Annotated in this window: 19 protein-coding genes and 1 pseudogene; 12 read left to right on the top strand and 8 right to left on the bottom strand. The window is 62.8% G+C overall.

Annotated features, from left to right (window positions below):
* Positions 1-285 precede the first annotated feature (285 nt).
* Both AC0L3D_RS22945 and AC0L3D_RS22950 read right to left on the bottom strand, forming a co-directional pair.
* A complete protein-coding gene (locus tag AC0L3D_RS22945) occupies positions 286-729 on the bottom strand; it encodes a hypothetical protein (RefSeq protein ID WP_473645896.1) in 444 nt (147 codons plus the stop codon).
* Complete coding sequence (locus AC0L3D_RS22950) at positions 713-982, bottom strand: hypothetical protein (RefSeq protein ID WP_287257844.1); 270 nt, start codon at positions 980-982, stop codon at positions 713-715. Before AC0L3D_RS22950 ends, AC0L3D_RS22945 begins: the two co-directional genes overlap by 17 nt.
* Before the next feature lie 216 nt (positions 983-1,198).
* Between AC0L3D_RS22950 and AC0L3D_RS22955 the strand changes: the two genes are divergently transcribed.
* The 5 genes from AC0L3D_RS22955 to AC0L3D_RS22975 are packed head-to-tail and all read left to right on the top strand — an operon-like array spanning position 1,199 to position 6,110.
* Positions 1,199-1,480: an acyl carrier protein gene (locus tag AC0L3D_RS22955; RefSeq protein ID WP_023802974.1), complete on the top strand. Its 282-nt coding sequence runs from the start codon at positions 1,199-1,201 to the stop codon at positions 1,478-1,480.
* Positions 1,481-1,533: 53 nt separating this feature from the next.
* Positions 1,534-2,721 (top strand): beta-ketoacyl-ACP synthase, encoded by a 1,188-nt coding sequence (locus AC0L3D_RS22960; protein WP_473645898.1) that lies wholly within the window; start codon positions 1,534-1,536, stop codon positions 2,719-2,721.
* A 19-nt stretch (positions 2,722-2,740) separates the two neighbouring features.
* Positions 2,741-4,012, top strand: a complete 1,272-nt coding sequence (locus AC0L3D_RS22965) for a beta-ketoacyl-ACP synthase (RefSeq protein WP_287257841.1) — start codon at positions 2,741-2,743, stop codon at positions 4,010-4,012.
* 35 nt (positions 4,013-4,047) lie between these two features.
* Entirely contained in the window at positions 4,048-5,076 is a 1,029-nt protein-coding gene (locus AC0L3D_RS22970) for a zinc-binding dehydrogenase (protein ID WP_128166819.1), read from the top strand.
* Positions 5,077-5,114: 38 nt separating this feature from the next.
* Positions 5,115-6,110 (top strand): lipid A biosynthesis lauroyl acyltransferase, encoded by a 996-nt coding sequence (locus AC0L3D_RS22975; protein WP_473645900.1) that lies wholly within the window; start codon positions 5,115-5,117, stop codon positions 6,108-6,110.
* Positions 6,111-6,239: 129 nt separating this feature from the next.
* Here AC0L3D_RS22975 and AC0L3D_RS22980 read toward each other — a convergent pair whose 3' ends face one another.
* Positions 6,240-6,863, bottom strand: a complete 624-nt coding sequence (locus AC0L3D_RS22980; protein WP_473627294.1) for a TetR/AcrR family transcriptional regulator — start codon at positions 6,861-6,863, stop codon at positions 6,240-6,242.
* 120 nt (positions 6,864-6,983) lie between these two features.
* Between AC0L3D_RS22980 and AC0L3D_RS22985 the strand changes: the two genes are divergently transcribed.
* Entirely contained in the window at positions 6,984-7,577 is a 594-nt protein-coding gene (locus AC0L3D_RS22985) for an SDR family NAD(P)-dependent oxidoreductase (protein ID WP_473627292.1), read from the top strand.
* A 206-nt stretch (positions 7,578-7,783) separates the two neighbouring features.
* Here AC0L3D_RS22985 and AC0L3D_RS22990 read toward each other — a convergent pair.
* Positions 7,784-8,679: pseudogene (locus AC0L3D_RS22990) on the bottom strand (LysR family transcriptional regulator).
* A gap of 95 nt (positions 8,680-8,774) precedes the next feature.
* Between AC0L3D_RS22990 and AC0L3D_RS22995 the strand changes: the two are divergent.
* Both AC0L3D_RS22995 and AC0L3D_RS23000 read left to right on the top strand, forming a co-directional pair.
* Positions 8,775-9,980 (top strand): MFS transporter, encoded by a 1,206-nt coding sequence (locus AC0L3D_RS22995; RefSeq protein WP_473627291.1) that lies wholly within the window; start codon positions 8,775-8,777, stop codon positions 9,978-9,980.
* 103 nt (positions 9,981-10,083) lie between these two features.
* Positions 10,084-10,386, top strand: a complete 303-nt coding sequence (locus AC0L3D_RS23000) for a LysR substrate-binding domain-containing protein (protein ID WP_091598252.1) — start codon at positions 10,084-10,086, stop codon at positions 10,384-10,386.
* 56 nt (positions 10,387-10,442) lie between these two features.
* On the opposite strand, the gene AC0L3D_RS23005 is transcribed toward AC0L3D_RS23000, so the two are convergent.
* The 3 genes from AC0L3D_RS23005 to AC0L3D_RS23015 all read right to left on the bottom strand — a co-directional run bounded on the left by AC0L3D_RS23005 (position 10,443) and on the right by AC0L3D_RS23015 (position 14,639).
* Entirely contained in the window at positions 10,443-11,225 is a 783-nt protein-coding gene (locus AC0L3D_RS23005) for an ATP-binding cassette domain-containing protein (protein ID WP_091598255.1), read from the bottom strand.
* The gene (locus AC0L3D_RS23010) at positions 11,218-13,473 is read right to left on the bottom strand and encodes an ABC transporter permease (protein WP_473627290.1); all 2,256 of its coding nucleotides are present in this window, start codon (positions 13,471-13,473) and stop codon (positions 11,218-11,220) included. Before AC0L3D_RS23010 ends, AC0L3D_RS23005 begins: the two co-directional genes overlap by 8 nt.
* An 83-nt stretch (positions 13,474-13,556) precedes the next feature.
* Positions 13,557-14,639, bottom strand: a complete 1,083-nt coding sequence (locus AC0L3D_RS23015; RefSeq protein WP_091598261.1) for a substrate-binding domain-containing protein — start codon at positions 14,637-14,639, stop codon at positions 13,557-13,559.
* Positions 14,640-14,885: 246 nt separating this feature from the next.
* On the opposite strand from AC0L3D_RS23015, the gene AC0L3D_RS23020 reads away from it, so the two are divergent.
* Both AC0L3D_RS23020 and AC0L3D_RS23025 read left to right on the top strand, forming a co-directional pair.
* The gene (locus AC0L3D_RS23020) at positions 14,886-16,289 is read left to right on the top strand and encodes a selenium-binding protein SBP56-related protein (protein ID WP_473627289.1); all 1,404 of its coding nucleotides are present in this window, start codon (positions 14,886-14,888) and stop codon (positions 16,287-16,289) included.
* A 3-nt stretch (positions 16,290-16,292) separates the two neighbouring features.
* The gene (locus AC0L3D_RS23025) at positions 16,293-16,955 is read left to right on the top strand and encodes a hypothetical protein (protein WP_473627287.1); all 663 of its coding nucleotides are present in this window, start codon (positions 16,293-16,295) and stop codon (positions 16,953-16,955) included.
* Here the strand turns inward: AC0L3D_RS23025 and AC0L3D_RS23030 are convergent.
* Positions 16,952-17,380 carry a L,D-transpeptidase gene (locus tag AC0L3D_RS23030; protein ID WP_023802989.1) on the bottom strand — a complete coding sequence of 143 codons (429 nt, stop codon included), beginning with the start codon at positions 17,378-17,380 and terminating at the stop codon, positions 16,952-16,954. The genes AC0L3D_RS23025 and AC0L3D_RS23030 overlap by 4 nt on opposite strands.
* Before the next feature lie 229 nt (positions 17,381-17,609).
* Between AC0L3D_RS23030 and AC0L3D_RS23035 the strand changes: the two genes are divergently transcribed.
* Both AC0L3D_RS23035 and AC0L3D_RS23040 read left to right on the top strand, forming a co-directional pair.
* Positions 17,610-18,890 (top strand): acetylornithine deacetylase/succinyl-diaminopimelate desuccinylase family protein, encoded by a 1,281-nt coding sequence (locus tag AC0L3D_RS23035; RefSeq protein ID WP_473627286.1) that lies wholly within the window; start codon positions 17,610-17,612, stop codon positions 18,888-18,890.
* A gap of 130 nt (positions 18,891-19,020) precedes the next feature.
* Complete coding sequence (locus AC0L3D_RS23040) at positions 19,021-20,496, top strand: ABC transporter substrate-binding protein (RefSeq protein ID WP_473645902.1); 1,476 nt, start codon at positions 19,021-19,023, stop codon at positions 20,494-20,496.
* The last annotated feature ends 244 nt before the right edge of the window (positions 20,497-20,740 follow it).

Consider the following 20,740-nt stretch of genomic DNA (forward strand, 5'->3'; position numbering starts at 1 on the left):
CGCGACATACGGCGGGCACAGATGGCTGCGTAGTCTGACTCTGCTTCAGAAGAAAGCGAGAGTCCGCTGTGGGTCACGTCACGACGTTACTCGCACCGACTTGAAGGTCAGCTATTGAAGATCCGAGGGCCAAAGCTGCCAGCCCGCTGCCGGCCCCAAGAGGCGACATTTCTCGATCAGCTTGGCAAGGACAGCTTCTGGCGCGGCGCTGTTCCGGGAGACGAAGCGAAGGGTAAAGTTCCACCCTTAGCGGCAGTTAGTTTAAGGCACCTGGCGTTAGATGTTTCACACTTGCAGCCACACTTCGATACGGAGCTTCCATCCCTCGATCATCTGCGCGAACGCGTCCTCCGTCAGCTCGGACAGATACGAGCTTCCTGCCGCGTTCAGGGCAGTGAACGTGTAGGCAATCGACGCCTCCGTGCCTCCGTCAGCGGTCGGGCGGCAGGCCACCTCGACAAATCCGAAACGCGTATCCGGCGTCACCCGGACATAGCGGATGCGATGCGCCACGGGGTCCCAGTCCGTGCAGGCCCAGAGCGTGGTCTCATCACCGTGAGCGGTCCTGAAGACCATGCCCTGGCGCGTCTCCTCGTCTTGTGGATGCAGAAACTCCGGATCCCAGCCGTCCACCCACAGGGTCTCCCCAGTCGGCGTGAACAGCGGAAAGACGCGGTCGATCGGCCCCGAAAGCACGATGCTGTGGCTGCGCTCAAGATGGTTGGTCATCCCCCTCCCCGGCGATTTCCACCAGACGGTGGCTGTCCGCTGCGCCAAGCTCCATTCCGTAGATGCGCTTCAATTGGCCGATTGTTTCCAGGGTCGTCGGGGAAAACGGCGTCTGGCCTTCGAAGGCATGCAGCACGATGCCCTCGATGAGTTCACCCAAGCTCATGTCGCGATGCTCGGCCAAGGCCTTGAGCACCTTCACCAATCGTTTTTCCAGGCGAACCCCGGTCTGCACGCGTTCAATGGTGGTCATAGGATTTCCGTACCACGGTACACTGGTACATGCAATGACCAGAGATGGGGTGGTTGCGGCATATCACCGGGAGGGTCGCCAACGGCTCTTCTTGCGTTTACGGAGTGGGTATCCCATCTGCGCCCGGCGTTCAGGCCTTTTCCTGCCCGGAAAAACCGATTAGACAGCGCGCAAACACCAGCGGACAGATTCCGCCCGCAACCGAAGGAAAAGCCCTTGTCCACCACGTTCGACAAAGTCGCCAAGATCATCGCCGACACCAGTGAGATCGATATCGACACGATCACCCCTGAAAGCCACACCATCGACGATCTCGGCATCGACAGCCTCGACTTCCTCGACATCGTCTTTGCCATCGACAAGGAATTCGGCATCAAGGTGCCGCTGGAAAAGTGGACGCAGGAGGTCAATGACGGCAAGGCCTCGACCGACGATTACTTCGTCATGAAGAACCTGTGCGCCAAGATCGACGCCCTGGTCATGGCAAAGAACGCCTGAAATGGCTTGTCTTCTAGCCTGACCCACAACAGCCGCCCCATGAACCCTCGCCCATGAGCTCCCACGACGTCGTCATATCAGGCATCGGCCTTGTCTCTTCGCTGGGAGAAGGCCCGGATGCGCATTGGCGCAAGCTCGTCCAGCCCGGCCTGGAGCCGGTGCTCGAAGCCGCCCGCTTCTCGCCCTACACCGTCCACCCGCTGCCGGAGATCGACTGGAACCTGCAGATCGCCAAGCGCGGCGACCAGCGGCAGATGGAAACCTGGCAGCGGCTCGGCACCTATGCCGCCGGCATGGCGCTGGACGACGCCGGCATCAAGGGCAATGACGATCTCTGCACGACGATGGACATGGTGGTGGCTGCCGGCGGCGGCGAGCGCGACGAGGCGGTCGACGCCGACATTCTCGCCGCTTCGGAAAGCCGCAACGACCGCGACGTGCTGCTCAACGAGAAACTGACCACCGAATTGCGGCCGACGCTGTTTCTGGCGCAGCTTTCCAACCTGCTCGCCGGCAACATCTCGATCGTCCACAAGGTGACCGGCTCGTCGCGCACTTTCATGGGCGAGGAAGGTGCCGGCGTCGCCGCTGTCGAGACAGCCGCCGCGCGCATCCGCTCCGGCCAATCGACGCACATCCTGGTCGGCGGCGCGTTCCAGACCGAACATTCCGACATGCTGCTTGGCTATGAGTTGGCCGGCTACCTGCATCGCGGCCGCTGGAGACCGGTCTGGCAGAGACAGGGCCTGGACGGCGGCGGCGTGGTGACTGGATCAGGCAGTGCGTTTCTCGTCCTGGAACAGCGCGAGCACGCGATCAGCCGCGGGCGAAAGATCTATGCCGAACTCGGCCCGGTCGTATCCGGACGCGCCATACGCCGGCAGGGCGAGCTCGATGCCGAGATTGCCGCGCTGCTCAGCCAGGCGGCATTGCCGAACGGCGAGCTACTGACGATTTCAGGCGCTTCGGGAGCCCATGCCGCGACTGCTGCCGAGAAATCGGCGCTCGACGCCAATCCGGCGATTGCCGCACGCGGTTTTTCGACGCTGACCGGCCACATGAAGGAAGCGCAGTTTCCCTTCGCCGTGGCGCTGGCTGCATTGGCTGTCGAACGCAAGGCCGCCTACCCGGCTTTTGACGCCGCCACCGAGAAGCCGTTCAACGGCATTCCCAGGACCGTGCTTGCAACGGCGATCGGCTATCACCAATTCGAGGGCATGGCGTTGGTCAACGCCGCCTAGAGGGTTTTGGGACAAAAACATGGCCAATCTGAACGACCACATGGGCAGGCCGATCGTTGCCGTCACCGGCATCGGCGTGGTGACGTCGCTGGGCGTCGGCAAGGCCGACAATTGGGCAGCGCTCACCGCGGGCACGTCCGGCATCCATCCGATAACCCGCTTTCCGGTCGACCATCTGAACACCCGCATCTCCGGCACGGTCGATTTCCTGCCGTCGAGCTCCAAGGGCGCTTCCCTTCTTACCTACGACCTCGCCGAGATAGCCGCGCAGGAAGCTGTGGCCGAAGCCGGCCTCGATTCGGGCGATTTCGGCGGGCCGCTTTTCCTCGCCTCGCCGCCGGTCGAGCTCGACTGGAGCGAGCGCTTTTCGCTGTACAATTCCGACAAGCACGACGTCGGCGCCGAACGGCTGCTTCGGGTGGCGCGCGGCTTGAAGGGGTTCGATGTTTTCGAGACCACCCAATTCGGTTCGATCGCCGACCGGCTCGCCGACCGTTTTGGCACGCGCGGCCTGCCGATCACGCTGTCGACGGCCTGCGCCTCTGGCGCCACCTCGATCCAGCTCGGCGTCGAGGCGATCCGCCGCGGCGAATGCGACCGGGCACTGTCGATCGGCGCCGACGGCTCGGCGACCGCCGAGGCGCTGATCCGTTTCTCGCTGCTTTCCGCACTCTCCACCCACAACGACATCCCCGAAAAGGCGTCAAAACCGTTTTCCAGGGATCGCGACGGTTTTGTCCTCGCTGAGGGTTCTGGCGCGCTGGTATTGGAATCGCTGGAGGCGGCACTCGCCCGTGGTGCAAACATCCTCGGCATCCTGCGCGGCTGCGGCGAGAAGGCCGACGATTTCCACCGCACCCGCTCGAAGCCGGACGGCTCGCCGGCGATCGCGGCGGTTCGCGCCGCGCTCGCCGATGCCGGCTTGGGCGAGGACGAGATCGATTATGTCAATGCCCATGGCACCTCGACGCCGGAAAACGACAAGATGGAGCATTTGTCGCTGTCGACCGTGTTCGGCGAGCGGATCGGCTCGATGCCGATCTCATCGAACAAGTCGATGATCGGCCACACGCTGTCGGCCGCCGGCGCCGTCGAGGCGGCGTTTTCGCTGATGACCATGCGCGAAAGCGTCATCCCGCCGACCATCAATTACGACAATCCCGATCCGGCGATCGTGCTCGACGTGGTGCCGAACCAGAAGCGCAACGCCGAGGTCGGCACGGTGCTGTCGAACTCCTTCGGCTTCGGCGGCCAGAACACCTGCCTTGTCATGGCGCGGGAACCAGTCTAAGCGACCGTTCTTCGTCAACAGAACCGACAGGCCCAATGCGCGCTTTGCAACTTATCGAGGACCGCCGCCTTGAAACGGTGGACCTGCCGCTTCCGCCGCAGCCTGCGCTGGGCGAGGTGACGCTGCGCATCAAGGCCGTGGCGCTCAATCATATCGACGTCTGGGGCTGGCGCGGCATGGCCTTCGCCAAGCGCAAGCTGCCGCTGGTCGTCGGCGCCGAAGCCTCGGGCGAGGTCGAGGCGGTCGGCCCCGGCGTCTCCAGCCTTGTGCCGGGGCAGCTTGTATCGATCTACGGCGCGCGCACCTGCGGGCTTTGCCGCGCCTGCCGCGAAGGCCGCGACAACCTCTGCGAGCATGTCTCGGGCGTTCACGGCTTCCATCTCGACGGCTTTGCGCAAGAGAAGATAAACCTGCCGGCGCGCCTGCTGGTCCCTGCCCCGCCTGGCGTGACCGACGTCGGCGCCGCCGTCGCGCCCGTCACCTTCGGCACGGTCGAGCACATGCTGTTCGACAATGCCAGGCTGCAGGCCGGCGAAACCATCCTGATCCATGCCGGCGGCTCGGGAATCGGCTCCGCCGCGATCCAGCTGGCGAAGAAAATGGGCTGCACCGTGATCACCACGGTTGGCTCGAACGACAAGATCGACAAGGCGAAGGCGCTTGGCGCCGATCACGTCATCAACTACCGCGACGACCGTTTCGAAGGCGTCGTGCGCAAGCTGACGAAGAAGAAGGGCGTCGACGTCGTCTTCGAGCATGTCGGCGCCGACACCTTTGCCGCCTCGATGCTGTGCCTGAAACGCGGCGGCCGCCTGGTGACCTGCGGCTCGACCTCGGGCGTATCGACGCAGATCAACCTGATGCAATTGTTCCAGCAGCAGCTGAAGCTGCTCGGCTCGTTCGGCTGCCGCATGCAAAACATGGCCGACGCCATGCAGAAAATGGCGGCGGGGCTGGTTTCTCCGGTTATCGACACCGAAGTCGGCTTCGACGGCATCGACGCCGCGCTGAAGCGCATGGAAGGCCGCGACGTGTTCGGCAAGATCATCCTGCGCGTCGGCTAGACCATGATGCTGCTGTCTGAAAACATCATGGTCTAGGAATGGTCGGCAACGCCTTCAAGAAGCTCCGCCGGGACCTGGCGTTCCGCTACGGCAGGCGGCTGCGCCAGTTCAACTACTGGCTGCTTGCGCGCCTCGCGATGACGATGATTTGGCTGCTGCGTCGGCTGCCGGTCGACAGCGCGCTCAATTTCGCCGACCGCGCCGCCCGCCGCATTGGCCCTTGGGTGGGGCGCCATAACGTCGCCATCGCCAATCTGCGCAAGGCTTATCCGGAAAAGAGCGACAAGGAGATCCAGGCCATCGCCTCCGACATGTGGGGCAACATGGCTCGCCTTGCCGCGGAATACGTCTTTCTCGATGCCCTGTTCGACTACGATCCCGCCGCGACGAAACCGGGGCGCATCGAGGTCAAGGGGGTCGAGCACTTCGTGCAAATCGCCGGCGAGCAAAAACCGCATATCATCTTCACCGGGCATCTCGGCAATTTCGAGCTGCTTCCGGTGGCGGCAGCCACTTTCGGCATGAACATCACGGCGCTGTTTCGTCCGCCCAACAACCCCTACCTTGCCGACTACATCCTCTCGACGCGCCGCTCGACCATGGGCTCGCTCCTGCCCTCCGCGACCGGCGCTTCGTTCGCGCTGGCGGCCATCCTGGAGAAAGGCGGCAATATCGGCGTGCTCGTCGACCAGAAATTCTCGAGCGGGCTCGAAACGACTTTTTTCGGCCGCCCATGCGAAAGCAACCGGGTCCTGGGCACCCTGGCGCGGCACTATGACTGCGATGTCTATCCGGCGCGCTGCGTGCGCCTGCCGGGCAACCGCTTCCGGCTCGAGATCGAGGACAAACTGATCTTGCCGCGCACCGCCGGCGGCAGTGTCGACGTCCATGGCACCACTCAGCTGCTCAACGACGTGGTCGAGCGCTGGGTGCGCGAGGATCCCGGCCAGTGGATGTGGTTCCACAAAAGATGGGAAATCAGCGGCCCGCGCGGGAAGCACAAGCGGGCGAGGAACCGCGGCGAAGCCGCCTGAGTAGAAGTGAGTGACAGCAATTATGCTATTGTTGGCAATGTGCTAATTGCGCCACCGACCCCGCCCGGTTACCGAGGTGGGTTTTTGTTTGGTCACCGATCGCTCGGTGGCCTGTCCTGGCAAGACCAATCAGCCGACCGAAGGGGCGCCATAGCGAAGCCCATCCACCAGCAAGCCAACCATCCGTCGTGCCTGGTCGGGGCCTCCGCCATAGCGGTCTGGTGAGCAGAGCCTGGCAATCGCGAACAATAGTTCTTTCGCATCAACGTCCGAGCGAACGTCGCCCGCTTCGGTCGCGGCATCCAGCAAGGTCTGCAGCGCGGGCCGAAGTTTCTCAAGAAAATACAGCGGCAAGGACTCATATGCCGGATCGCCGGAGGAGAAGGCCGCGGCGAGTCCACGCTTGGCAGCGATAAAGTCCACGTAACGCTGCATCCATCGGGCGAGCGCTTCGCCGGGTTCATGTTCGGCGGCAATGGCAGATGCAGCATTTGCGCAGGCATCCACTTCGTTACGGAAGACCGCCACGATCAGGTCCGAACGCTGCGGAAAATGCCGATAGAGCGTACCCACGCCAACGCCGGCCTTATCGGCGATCTCTCGCACCGGAGCATCGACCCCCGAAGCCGCAAACACTGCCATTGCGGCTTCGAGCAGCGCCTTGGAGTTGCGTTGCGCGTCCGCACGCACGCGCCGATCCGTCGAGTTTACGGGCTCCAAGCCACCACCCCGCTCCTCCGATTTGTCGTCCATGATTTTTCCACTTGATAAACGGAACGATGTTCCGTATAAAACGGAATGCAGTTCCGATTGGGAAAATTAGCACAGCATGGCGCCGTTGCCTACACGTCAATGCAAAAAGAGGAGATCACCATGCGGGTCAAACCTATTGCCCTGGTCACTGCGGCCAACAAGGGAATCGGACTCCAAATCGCCAGGGATCTGGCGACGCACGGCCTCACCGTGCTCGTAGGGTCGCGCAAGCTCGAGCATGCGGAGACGGCTGCAAACAGCATCGGCGCGGATGCCCGCGCCGTCCAACTCGATGTCACGACACAGGCCTCGATTGCCGCCGCGGCAAAGCGCATCCGTAACGAGTTCGGTCGCCTCGACGTCCTGGTGAACAATGCAGGCACTTCCGATGCGGGAAAGCAGGGCATCTCGCATGCGGCGCCCCTCGAGGGAAGCGCGGTGTTCGAGACCAACGTGTTCGGCGTCGTCGCCGTCACGCAGGCGATGTTGCGGCTGCTTGGTGAAGCGCCGGCGGCACGCATCGTCAGCGTCGACCCGTCCAGTCCACAGCGCGCGTTGTTCGGCCCTGTTTACAGCCCCTCGGAGACTGCCCTCGATGCGACGACGCTCGCCTTCGCCATCGAATTTGAGGACGCCGGCGCCGACGCTGCCTGCCCCGGCTTCACTTCGACGAACCTCAACAAATTCGAGGGCACGGCCGAACGGGCCGCGTGAGCCCTTCGCCCCACGCTCCTCGACGCGAACGGTCCGAGGACGTGCCGTTCCCGTGGTGATCTCGTCCCGATCGCGTGGAGTTTGACCCGGCAGTGCACTGACCGCCATTCAAGGGCCAAGGCGCCGGGAGAGTGGCGGCGCACCCTGGCTCCGGTGCCGATCGAGCCCACGTCGTGATCTGCGATCTTGGGGCGGGTCGAAAGGGTCTATCGAGATTGATACCGGAAGCCGCGACAAAGGCTGCAAACGCCGGCGATTGATTGCGTCGGCTGGGATAGTAAAGATGATAGCCTCGAAAGGTCGGGCACCAGTCGGCAAGGACTTCCTCGAGCCGACCACCCTCAACATGGGGTTGAACAAGAGCCTTCGGCGCATAGGCCAAACCGATGCCGTCGAGGGCCGCGTCAAGTGCCGGCGCGATATTGTTCAGGGTCAGCTGGCCGTCCACACGGACGCTGAACTCGCGTCCGTTCTTCCTGAATTCCCAGGCATATATCGCGCCTGAGCTGGGAAGCCGCAGGTTGATGCAGTTGTGGTCGGTCAAGTCCTGAGGGCTTTTCGGCGCAGCCCGACGAGCGAAATAATCGGGTGAGCCGGCGACGCAATAGCCGACATCGGGACCAATGCGAACGGCCACCATGTCGCGGGCGATTGCCTCGCCAAGTCGAACACCGGCATCGAACTGACGCTCGACGATGTTGGTGAAGCCGTTGTCGACAATGAGCTCCACATTGATGTCCGGGTAGTTTCGCAGGAACGCTGGCAGCCTGGGGCGAAAGACCAAATTGACGGCATCATCGGGGCACACGATACGGATCTGGCCCGAGGGCTGGCCGCGCAGGGCGTTGATCGCGCTGATCCCGGCGGCAATGCTTTCGAAATGCGGCTCGATGCTTTCGACGAGGCGTTCTCCGGTCGCCGTGGGCGCCACATCGCGGGTCGTGCGAGAGAGCAGACGGACGCCAAGCCGTTCCTCCATTGACCTGATCGTATGGCTGAGGGCCGATCGGGTGACACCCAATTTGGCCGCCGCTCGCGTAAAACTGCGCTGCCGAGCGACCTCAAGGAAGGCTCGCATCTCACTGAACTCGTCACGCGGCATTGGTGAGCTCCGTTCACTACGACATGCAGATTATAGCCGCTAGTCTGACAAGACCAGCCCGGCTACCTAGTCTGGCGACGGACAGGAGCGCACGAATGGCTATCGAACTGACACTGGATGACACGCTGGCGGTTGAAGGGGCGGTAACGCCATGGGCCGCCGTCACCTGCCTCTCGCTTTTGACCTTTCTCCTCGTCGGCCTGGAGTTTATGCCGGTGAGCCTGTTGACTCCGATTGCGCAGGACCTGGCCATCTCGGAAGGCCAGGCCGGACAGGCGATCGCCGTGTCGGGGCTCTTTGCCGTGATCACCAGCCTGTTCGGCAACGCACTCCTGGCCAGGTTCGACCGGAGAACGGTCGTCCTGCTGTACACGGCAGTGCTGGTCGCATCGAGTTTGGCTGTTGCCCTCGCTCCCAACTTCCTGGTGTTTCTGGCCGGACGGGCCCTGGTCGGGATCGCGATCGGCGGCTTCTGGTCGCTCTCCACGGCCATTTTGGCGCGCCTGGCCCCAGGCTCCGACCTGCCCAAGGCGATCGCCCTGCTGCAGGGCGGAACCGCATTGGCGATCGTCATCGCCGCACCGCTCGGCAGCTTCCTCGGCGAACTGATCGGGTGGCGGGGCACCTTCTTCGTCACAGTCCCGGTCGGCGTCGCGGCGCTCGTCTGGCAACTGGCCCTTCTGCCGAAGATGCCGCCGATGGAGGCCGTTTCGGTATCCAGCATGTTCCGTCTGCTGCGCAATCGGACATTCACCATCGGCATGGCCGCAACTGGACTCGCATTCATGGGAATGAATTCGCTGTCGATCTATCTGCGCCCATTCCTTGAAAGCGTCACCGGCCTCGACGTGAACGTCCTGTCGCTGGTGCTGCTGGGCCTCGGCCTAGGAGGCCTGGCGGGACTGTCCATCGCCGGCTTTGTTCTCCGGCGAAACCTCACCGCCGTGCTGATCGGGCTGCCGAGCGCGCTTGCGCTCCTCGCCCTGCTCCTGATCGCAGTGGGACCGGTGCTTTGGGCCACGGCTGCGCTTCTGGTTCTTTGGGGGCTGTTCAACACCCCGATTCCGGCGGCGTGGGGTACATGGATGGCTCAGATCATTCCCGACGATCTTGAAGCTGGAGGCGGGTTGCAGGTCGCATTGATCCAGTTCGCCATCGCCGGCGGCGCTTCCGCGGGCGGCATGCTGTTCGACACTGCCGGCTGGTGGAGCGCCTTCCTGCTCGCCGCCGCCCTGCTGGCGGGCTCAGCCCTGCTCGCCGCTGCCGCCAGCCCTCGCGCTGCTGCGGTGCAGAACCTTTGATCGCGGAGGGACAGCGCCCGGACAGCGCCCCCCTCTGTCCGGCAGGACAGACGGGGGCGCGAAGGATCACTACAGAGCGCTTTTATTCTGAACCGCCGCATTCTTGGCTGGGCTGGGCATTGCTGCGCTGCCCGACTTCCTTACCGACGTGCCGATCGCGGAGGGTACATTGAGACAAGTGATGGCGGATTATCCCTCGCCAGAGGCGGGGATCTATGTGGTGCGGCCACCTGGCGGGATTGCGCCCAGAAAGGTGCGTGCGCTGATTGACATCCTCATCGAATGGTTCGGCGCCCGTTGGGTGCAATCAATGCGACCTTCGGGTGGTGATCGCGGCGCAACGGCGAGAAAGCGCAGCCAACACCGGTCCCTTCGCCATCTCGGGCCACAATCTCGATGGACTTAGAGCGGGTGGTTTTAGCCGCATTTCTGCGACGCCAGGAGAAAAGTGATCCTGATCGGTCAAAGCATTGCCTCATCGGCCGTAAGTGCATGCTCTCGCGTGCCGGAGACGATGATCTCCAGGACCTCATGCTCGTCGGTGTTTTTGATGTAGCGATCGCCGACGTTCTCGCCGCGCTTAAGCACCATCACGCGGTCGCCCACAGCGAAGATGTCAACGAGGCGGTGGGAGATGATGATCTGGGCAACGCCCTGCTTTTTCAGTTCCAGCATGGTTTCGAGCAGCCGCTCGGTCGCCATCACCGAGAGATTGGCGGTCGGCTCGTCGAGTATCACCACGCGCGGCTGAAAGGAGATAGCGCGGGCAATCGCCACCGATTGCTGGCGGCCGCCCGAAAGGCTCTCGACCTTTTGATAGACGGAGTTCACGTCGACCTTGAGCCGCTTCAGCACACTGTCGGCTTCCGCGTACATTTTCCGCCGATTGACGAAAAGGCCCCTGCGCGGCCAACGGCCAAGAAAGATATTCTGACCGACATCCATATTCCCGCAAAGAGCGAAATCCTGGTAGATCATCTCGATGCCGGCGTCGCGGCTTTCGTGCGGGCTCTTGAAGTGCACCGGCTGCCCGGCGACGAAGATCTCGCCGCCCGCGTCGCGCTGGTAGGCGCCGGTCAGGATCTTCATCAGCGTCGACTTGCCGGCCGAGTTGTCGCCGACGAGGCCCAGGATCTCGCCGGGATAGAGCACGAGGTCGACATTGCGGAGCGCTTGCACCGCACCGAAGGCTTTTTCGATGCCCCGCATTTCTACGATCGGTGCAGGCCTGGTCGCGTCACGCATGGGTCGTTTCCGCCGTCCTTGTGCGCCGCGCGAGGCGCGCCCGCAGGCGGCCGAAGATGTTGGCCTGGCGCACCCAGATGTCGATCAGCACCGCCACGATCAGGATGCCACCGATGAAGACGTTGATCCAGTGCTGCGGCATGGTAAAGCCCTGGACGTTGAGCTGCAGCAGCGCCCGGATCAGGGTGATCACCGCCGCCCCGGCGAGCGCCCCGATCACGGTGCCGTAGCCGCCGAAGATCGAACCGCCGCCGATGATCACCGAAGCGATGGCGTCGAGCTCGCGGAACTGGCCGGCCACCGGGTTGAAGCTGCGGAAGTAGGCGACGTTGATGATCCCGGCCATTGTCGCGCAGAGCGCCGCCAGCATGAGCGCGAAGAACCGCACCCGGTTGGTGTTGATCCCGGCATAAGCGGCGGCGCGAATGTTGCCGCCGGTCGCATAGACCTTCTGCCCGAACGGCATGTAGGCGAGCACGACGCCGGCAATGAGGGCGACCAACAGCATCCAGATGGTCTGGACGCTCACCACCTCGGCGATCGAGCGCAGCAGCCCGTCCGGCAGCGAGATGCGGTAGTGCAGCAGGATGTCGTTCACCTTGCGGCCAAGCAGGTTGTAGCCCTCGGGCCAGCCGGTGAGCTGCTGCCCGGCGACGAACCAGGCGGCGAGGCCGCGGGCGATGTAGAACATGCCGAGCGTGGCGATGAAGGCCGGCAGCTTGAAGCCGACGGTGACGATCGCGTTGACGAGGCCGGCGCACATGCCCGCCAGCAGGCCCATCGCCACGGCGGTCACGGGGTCGGCGCCGAGGACCTTGAGGAAATAGGCGGCTGTGCTGCCGGCGAGGGCAAGCACCGCCCCGACGGAGAGGTCGATATCGCCGGCGGCGATGACGTAGGTGAGCCCGATGGTGATCAGCGCAAGCTCGGTGTAGTTGAGCAAGATAGCGAAGCTGTTGGACAGGTTCCACCAGTAGTCCGGCCGGAGCGCGAGGCCGGTCAGCCACAGGAGCGCGGTCAGGATGATGGCGAGCGCGTCGCGCCGGGCGAGGAACTTGCCGAACCCGGTGGCCGACAACGCCATGTCGGTCGCCATCGCGCCCTTGGTCTGCACCCCCTCGATCGCGATGCCGCCGATCTCGTAGGCCGGTGGCGGCGGCCGGCCGCGGAGCCAGGCCCAGAGGCGGCCTGCCACCTGGCGGCGGATGAGATAGGGCTCGATGAGCACAGCGACGACGAGTAGCAGCCCGAGGAACACCGGCACCGCGCCGACCGGTAGCGAGAAAACGGCGTTGACCGTGATCTCCTCGTCGCCGATCTTGATGATGCGCGTGATCGGCCAGCCCTCGCGCAATACCTTGTCGAGCAGCACCACCAGAAGGGCGCCAAGGCAGGATCCGGCGACCCGGCCGCGGCCGCCGAGGATCGAGGCGCCGCCGATGATCACGGCGGCAATGACGGTCAGCTCACCGCTGACGCCGTAGAGCGGCGTCACGCCCTTGTCCTGCGCAGCTGACATCAAGCCGGCCAGCGCCGCGCAGAGCGAGGAGATCAGGAAGGCTCGGATGCGCACCCAGTTGGTCGGGATGCCGGCATAGGACGCCGCCTGCTCGTTGCCGCCGGTGGCGAAGGTCTCGTAGCCCCAGCGCGTCTTGGCAAGCACATAGGCGCCGATCACGGCGACAACGAGGAAGATCACGATCTGGTTGTTGAAGCCGAGGAGGTTGGTCTCGCCGAGGTGAAAAAAAACCGGATAGCCGGTCGCCTTGGCAGGGTAGTAGATCGCTTGGCCGTGAGTGAGCGCCAGCACGAAGCCGCGGCCGATGAAGAGGACGGTCAGCGTGGCGATGAACGCCGGCACCTTCAGGATGGTGACGAGCACGCCGTTGATCAGCCCGATAAGCGTGCCGAGCAGCAGGCAGAGGATCACCGACGTGACGACGCCGAGGTCAAGGAAGTTCGGCGCGAACAGCCTGGCGAAGACGACGGCGACTAGGCCGTAAGTTGAACCGACCGAAAGATCGAGGTCCTTGTTGACGATGACGAAGGTCACTCCGACCGCGATGATGGCAACCCGCGAGGTGTCGCGGAGCAGCGAGTGAAACGCTCCTGTTGACCCGAAGAACGCGGGATTGACGAGAGCGCCGCCGAGATAGAGCAGCAAAAGCAAGGCAACGAGCCCCACCTCCCAGCCGCCGACAATCTGGGACGGCGCACGGCCGAGCGATGTGGTCGCGGTAAGCGCCATGGTCTCTTCTGGTCGATTTCCTGCTGCCGCATTGCGGGAGAGCCTGCGCTCTCCCGCAATGATTTCAGACGTTTCGAGTGGACTCAGTTCTCGAAGCGCTTGCCGACATCCTCGACGGTCTCCTTCGTCACCAGCTGGGCGCGTGTGTCGAGGTTGGCCGCCGCGATGCCGCGGTCGATCTCCAGATAGAGCTGCATGACCGGCCAGAAGCCCTGCAAGAAGGGCTGCTGCCCGAGCGCGCCGGTCAGATCGCCGCTCTTCATCGCGTCCTGCTGGGCCGGGCCGAGGTCGAAACCGTAGGCGCAGATCTTGCCGGTCAGTCCGGTCTGAGCGACGGCCTTGGCAAGCGCCGGCGTAAACACGTTGTTGCCGGCGAACGCGCCAACGACGTCGCCGCGCGATTCAAACAGCGTCACGATGCCGTTCACCGGGTCATTCGGATTGGTGTCTATACCGGTGTTCTCCGGACCCGCGTCGACCTTGAAGGCATCAAGCTTGCCGGCATCCTTCAAGCCCTTGACGATGGCGTTGAAAGCCGAAGTGACGCGGTTGTTCACCTCGATGTTGCCCATTGCGGTCGACGACGGCAGGACGATCGAACCCTTCTCGATACCCTTGTCCGCGAGGCACTTGACGAGCGCCTCGCCGGCGATTGCGGCAGCGGAGGCGTCCTGGCCGGTGTGGCCGATGCCGCTGCGGTTGAGGAGCGTGCCGTCAAAGGAATTGGTCGTAGCGACCGGTATGCCCTTCGCCTCGGCGGCCTTGACGATGTCGTTGTAGGCGCCGACCTGGGGCGTTGTCATGATCAGCCCATCGATCGTCGGATCCTGCACGATCTGGTTCAGGATTTCGATCTCGCGGGCAGGGTCGTCAGTCGGCGATTCCGAGCCGAGCAGCAGGACCTTGGCGCCGATCAGGTTGCCGGCGACGGTCGCGCCGACGTAGACCGGATCGAAGAAGCCATTGCCGGCAGTGTGTGTCACGATAGCGAATGTGAGGTGACCATCGGCCGAATGGAAGTCCTTGGTACCGGGGGCCTCCTTTGCGGCTTCTTCGAAGCTGTAGCCGCCGACCGCCTTGTCGACGCCGCCCGATTGTGCGTAGGCGTTCGATACGCCGAGCGATAACGCCGCGGCACATGCCGCGAGCGAGAAAATACGTTTCATGATTATCCTCCCTTGCAACCAACGGTCGGAAGCCGTTCGGGCGCATTTATTCAGGATTCCGAATGCTCCCTCCCACCCCGTATATTCTGCCCAAAGTCTGCCCACGTAAATAGTGCTAGCGCGACGCGGTGTCAGACAGACGAGGAGACTTGGTGTATTGTGATCCCTACCTGGGCCGCATTTCAAAAGGGAGCGACACGGAGAGCACCAAAAAAAGTTTCACAAACGCGTAGGGAGGATACCGCGATGAATCTGCGACCAGACCCCACATTCTATCCGTCACCTAAGCTGGCTATGGAAGGGCCGCCGGAAACTCTGGCCTACACGTTGATGCTTAGCCCGGACTTCTCGCAACCCGACGGTTTGGCTGTGGTGAATGTCGATCCAAATTCGCCGGATTTCGGCAAGATCGTCCACACTGTGATCATGCCAAACAAAGGCGATGAGTTTCATCACTTCGGCTGGAATGCGTGTTCTTCGGCGCTATCACCACTGACTGGCCACGCCTTTTTGGAGCGTCGTTATCTGATCATTCCGGGCATTCGTTCGTCGCGCATCTACATAATTGATGTGAAGGGCGGGCCGACAACCGCCAAGATTCACAAGATCATCGAACCCGCAGAAGTCTTTGCCAAGACGGGCTATTCCCGCCCGCATACGATCCACTGCGGACCCGAGGGCATCTATGTCTCGACCCTCGGCGGCGGCGGCAAGGACGGTACCGACGGTCCTCCGGGCATTTTCATCATGGATTGCCAGACCTTCGATGTCATTGGCCGCTATGAGATAGATCGTGGCGCCCAGGACAAGCACTACGATTTCTGGTGGAACCTGCCGCGCGACTACATGGTCAGTTCCGAATGGGCCCTGCCGCCGCAGTTCGAAAACGGCATCGTCCCTGAGGATCTACTGTCCAACAAGTACGGCCACCGCATGCATTTCTGGGATCTGCGTGCGCGTAAGAACATTCAGACGATCGATCTGGGCGCCAATCACCAAATGGCGCTCGAAATCCGCCCGGCGCATGATCCAGTCCAGCAATACGGCTTCTGCGGCGTTGTGGTCGATACCACCAATCTCGAAGGCTCGATCTGGACTTGGTGGCGCGACGCAGATGGCAAGTTCCAGGCCAAGAAGACGGCGGTCATCCCGCCTCAACCGGCCAATGCCGACGATCTGCCGGACCTTCTGAAGGGTTTCTCGGCGGTGCCCCCTCTGGTCACCGACATCGACCTCAGCCTCGACGACAAGTATCTCTATGTGGCTTGTTGGGGTACGGGTGAAATGCATCAATACGATGTCAGCGACCCGATGAAGCCGGTTCTGGCGGGCAAGGTCGAACTGGGTGGGATCGTCAAGAAGACCAAGCACCCCTGTGGCAAGGTCTTCGGCTATGGGCCACAGATGGTCGAGATTAGCCGCAACGGCAAGCGTGTCTATTGGACCAATTCGCTCTACTCGACCTGGGACGATCAGTTCTATCCCGGTGAGCGCGGCGGGGCGATGGTGAAGGCCGATGTTGGCGCCAATGGTGGCCTGACGCTCGACACCAACTTCTTCGTCGAGTTCCCCAAAGGCTATCGAACGCACCAGATCCGGCTTGAAGGCGGCGACTGCTCTACCGACAGTTTCTGCTACCCTTCGGCCTAGGTGTTGCCCGAACTCCTTTCGACCACAGCCGGCCTCTGGTTCGCTGTGGTCGCCAGCGGGATTTACCATGGCGTAAACCCGGGTATGGGGTGGCCGCTTGCTGTTTCGGCCGCCCTGATGGAACGGCGAGCCTATGCGCTGCCGGGCGCACTCCTGGCGCTGGCGTTCGGGCATCTTGTCGCCATGACGGTGGTCCTCTTGCCCTTCGCGCTGATGACCATGCTGGTTGATTGGCAAACCGAGATCCGCGTTGGCGCAGGTCTAATTGTCGTCGCGCTCGGAGTCTGGCTGCTCTTCAACCGGCGGCATCCTAGATTTCTGGCGCGCGTGCCGCCGTCGCGACTGGCGCTCTGGTCCTTTCTCGTCGCCGTCGCGCATGGCGCAGGCCTGATGCTGGTGCCGATCTACCTCGGCCTGTGCGGCGTCGTTGAAACGGATGCCGGGCACCGTGCCGCGACCGCCCTCATTGCACGAACTGCAGCGCTCTCGATCGGCGTGGCAGCGGTCCACACCGGCGCGATGATCACTGCGGGCGGCGCTTTGGCCTTCGGCGTCTATCGGTGGCTGGGATTGAGGTTTCTTTCGAAAAGCTGGTTTGATCTGGCTGTGATCTGGGCGCTAAGCCTGGTTCTGGTCGGGGCGATCGGCGTGTTTTCCGCGCTCTAGTTGGTCACCACGATCCGTGTGTTGCGAAAGCCGGCTTGCCGCACCATCGAATAGAAGGCGGCGGCATTGGACGGGTGCAGTCGCACGCAGCCATGCGACGCTGGGCGCCCGAGAGATTTTACTGCGCCTGTGCCATGGATGGCATAGCCGCCGCGGTAGAACACCGAATGAGGCATCGGCGACATGTCGTATTTGCGCGAATACCACATCCGTGCCGTTCGTTGCGGCCGGTAGCTGCCGCGCGGCGTGATATAGCCTTTGCGCGCCGTGGATACGCGCCATCGGTAAACCGCCCGGCCGTATCTTACAGTCATCGTCTGCGATGACACGTCGATCCTTGCAACCAGCTTGGCTGCCCAGCCCTCGACCGAAGAACCGAACAGCATCGTTGCCAGTGCCGCTGCCATGAGAACGGTCTTTTTCATGCGATCAAACCCCTTTGATTGCCCTTGCCTGCCTGCCTTCACGCTATTCTTCATCCTTTAATCGCAAGTGAATGAGGTAACCACACACCTCTGACGAATTCACCAATCCAAAGCAGCGAATTTGAACGATCTCCCGCGATAGTTGCCGTGGCGACATGTAACCACATAACTAGGGCGCGACCCGCCAACAGGCTTGCCAAAACGCACCGTTGGCTGCTCAATTCGTCGAATGAACGAACTCCTGCTGAAAGCGGTCGATGATCGGGTCGACGACCTGGTCGCGCTGACCGCGGACCTGATCCGCTTTCCGACCATCAACCCGCCCGGCGAGGCCTATCGGCCATGCGCCGAATACGTCGGAGCGCGGCTGAAAAAGCGCGGCTTCGAAGTCGAATTCATCCGCGCCGAAGGCACGCCCGGCGACACCGACCGCTACCCGCGCGTCAACGTGGTCGCCCGCTTCGATGGCCGCTCGCCCGGCGCCTGCGTGCATTTCAACTCGCATATCGACGTGGTCGAAGCCGGCGACGGCTGGAGCCTCGATCCCTTCGCCGGCATCGTCAGGGATGGCAAGGTCCATGGCCGCGGCGCCTGCGACATGAAGGGCGGCCTGGCCTCCTCGATCATCGCCGCCGAGGCCTTCATGGAGGTTTTCCCCGACTTCCCGGGCGCCATCGAGATTTCGGGCACGGTCGACGAGGAGTCCGGCGGCTTCGGCGGCGTCGCCCATCTGGCAAAGCTCGGCTATTTCTCCAAGCCGAAGGTCGACCACGTCATCATCCCCGAGCCGTTGAACAAGGATCGCATCTGCCTTGGCCATCGCGGCGTCTGGTGGGCGGAGATCGAGACCAAGGGCGAGATCGCGCACGGCTCGATGCCGTTCCTCGGCGACAATGCGGTGCGCCATATGGGCGCCCTGCTAAGGGCTTTCGAGGACGATCTGTTCCCGGCGCTCGACCGCAAGGTGACGCGCATGCCGGTCGTGCCCGACGGGGCCAAGCGCTCGACCATGAACATCAACTCGATCCATGGCGGCCAGACCGAGGATTTCCGGCCTGGCCTGCCCTCGCCCAATGTCCCCGATTCCTGCCGGCTGGCCATCGACCGCCGCTTCCTGCTCGAAGAGGATCTTGGCACGGTCAAGCGCGAGGTGACCGATATCCTCGACCGGCTGAAGCGCGAGCGCAAGAAATTCGACTACGAGATCCGCGATCTCATGGAGGTGCTGCCGCTGATGACCGAGCGCGATGCGCCGGTGGTCAAGGCGGTGGCGCGGGGCATCATGGAGGTATTCGACCGCGAGCCCGACTACGTGATCTCGCCCGGCACCTACGACCAGAAGCACATTGCCCGCATCGGCCACATCTACGACTGCATCGCCTATGGCCCGGGCATTCTCGACCTCGCCCACAGGCCCGACGAATGGGTGGGGATATCAGACATGGTCGAATCGGCCAAGGTGATGGCGATCGGGCTCAACGTGCTGCTGAGGGGCGCGGGCGCTCGGTAGCCGGTGATGGGCGGAAAAACATTCCTGCCGGCGCCGCCGGAAAGCACGAAACGCAATTTACTCCTTGGTGAAATCACGCTTCTATCCACCGGGTTTCGAGCATGTTTTTGAGCATATCGGGAGTTGCACGATGAAATTGTGGAAAACCATTCTCACCGCTGCGGCCCTGGTGCTGTCTGCCGAAACATCGGCATTTGCCGCGCGCGATCTGGTCATCGGCATCACGCTCGAACCTCCGCATCTCGATCCGACCGCAGGTGCTGCGGCGGCGATCGACGAGGTGCTTTACGCCAATGTGTTCGAGGGGCTGACCCGCATTGGCCCGAACGGCGAGGTGCTGCCGGCTCTCGCCGAAAGCTGGACCGTTTCCGACGACGGCAAGGTCTACACCTTCAAGCTGCATAGCGGTGTGAAATTCCATGACGGCACCGACTTCAATGCCGACGACGTCAAATTCTCGCTCGATCGCGCCCGTGCCGACAACTCCGTGAACGCACAAAAGGGCCTGTTCGCCGCCATCGATACGGTCGAAATGGTCGATCCGGCGACGGTCAGGATCACGCTGAAGAACCCGCAAAGTTCGTTCCTCTACAATATGGGCTGGGGCGACGCGGTCATCGTCGCGCCGGAGACAGCCGACACCAACAAGGAAACCCCTGTCGGCACCGGCCCGTTCAAGTTCCAGAACTGGGCCAAGGGCTCGTCGATCACGCTGATCAGGTCCGACGCTTACTGGGGTGCCCCGGTCTCCCTCGACAAGGCCGAGTTCCGCATCGTCACGGATGCCGCAGCCGCCGTTCCGGCGCTGCTTTCCGGCGATGTTCAGGCCTTCCCGTTCTTCGATCCCGACAGCGTCGCCCAGATCCAGGGCGACCCGCGCTTCAAGGTGGTGATCGGCGCGACCGAGGGTGAGACCATCCTTTCGATGAACAACAAGAAGCCGCCTTTCGACCGGCTGCAGGTCAGGCAGGCGATTTCGTTTGCGCTCGACCGCAAAGCGATCATCGACGGCGCCTCGGCCGGCCTTGGCGTGCCGATCGGCTCGCACATGTCGCCCGCCAACAAGGCCTATGTCGACCTCACCGGTCTCTATCCGCACAATGTCGAGAAGGCCAGGGAACTCTTGAAGGAAGCCGGCCTGGAGAACGGCTTCAAGGCGACGCTGAAACTGCCACCACCCCCCTATGCGCGACTTGGCGGCGAGATCATCGCGTCGCAGCTTCGCGATGTCGGCATCGATCTGCAGATCGTGCCGGTGGAATGGGCGCAGTGGCTGGACCAGGTCTTCACCAAGAAGGACTACGACCTGACCATCGTTTCACATACCGAACCCAACGACATCGATATCTATTCGCGCAAGGATTATTACTTCAACTACGACAACCCGACCTTCGACAAGATCATCGCCGATCTGAACCTCACCTCCGATGAGGCCAAGCGCATGACGCTGCTCGGCGAGGCGCAGAAGATACTGGCCGACGATGCCGTGGTCGGCTTCCTCTACGAACTGCCGAAAGTCGGCGTCTGGGACGCCAAGCTCGAGGGTTTTTGGGCAAATGCGCCGATCCAGGCCAATGATTTGACCAAGGTGAAGTGGACGGAGTGAGGGGCTGCTGGCCAAAGGGGCGAAGCTTGCAGCCGGTGGCACCCCCCTCTGTCCTGCCGGACATCTCCCCCTCAAGGGGGGAGATTGGCAGTTGCCATGCCGGTGCTAGCCCTGCAACGCTGATGATTAGCGAAAGCATCAATGAGGGCTTAATCTCCCCCCTTGAGGGGGAGATGTCCGGCAGGACAGAGGGGGGTTGGCGGGAACGCAACCTTCATCCAGTTGCCGTGCTGAACGGACCTGC

The sequence above is a fragment of the Mesorhizobium sp. WSM4837 genome, assembly GCF_055811435.1.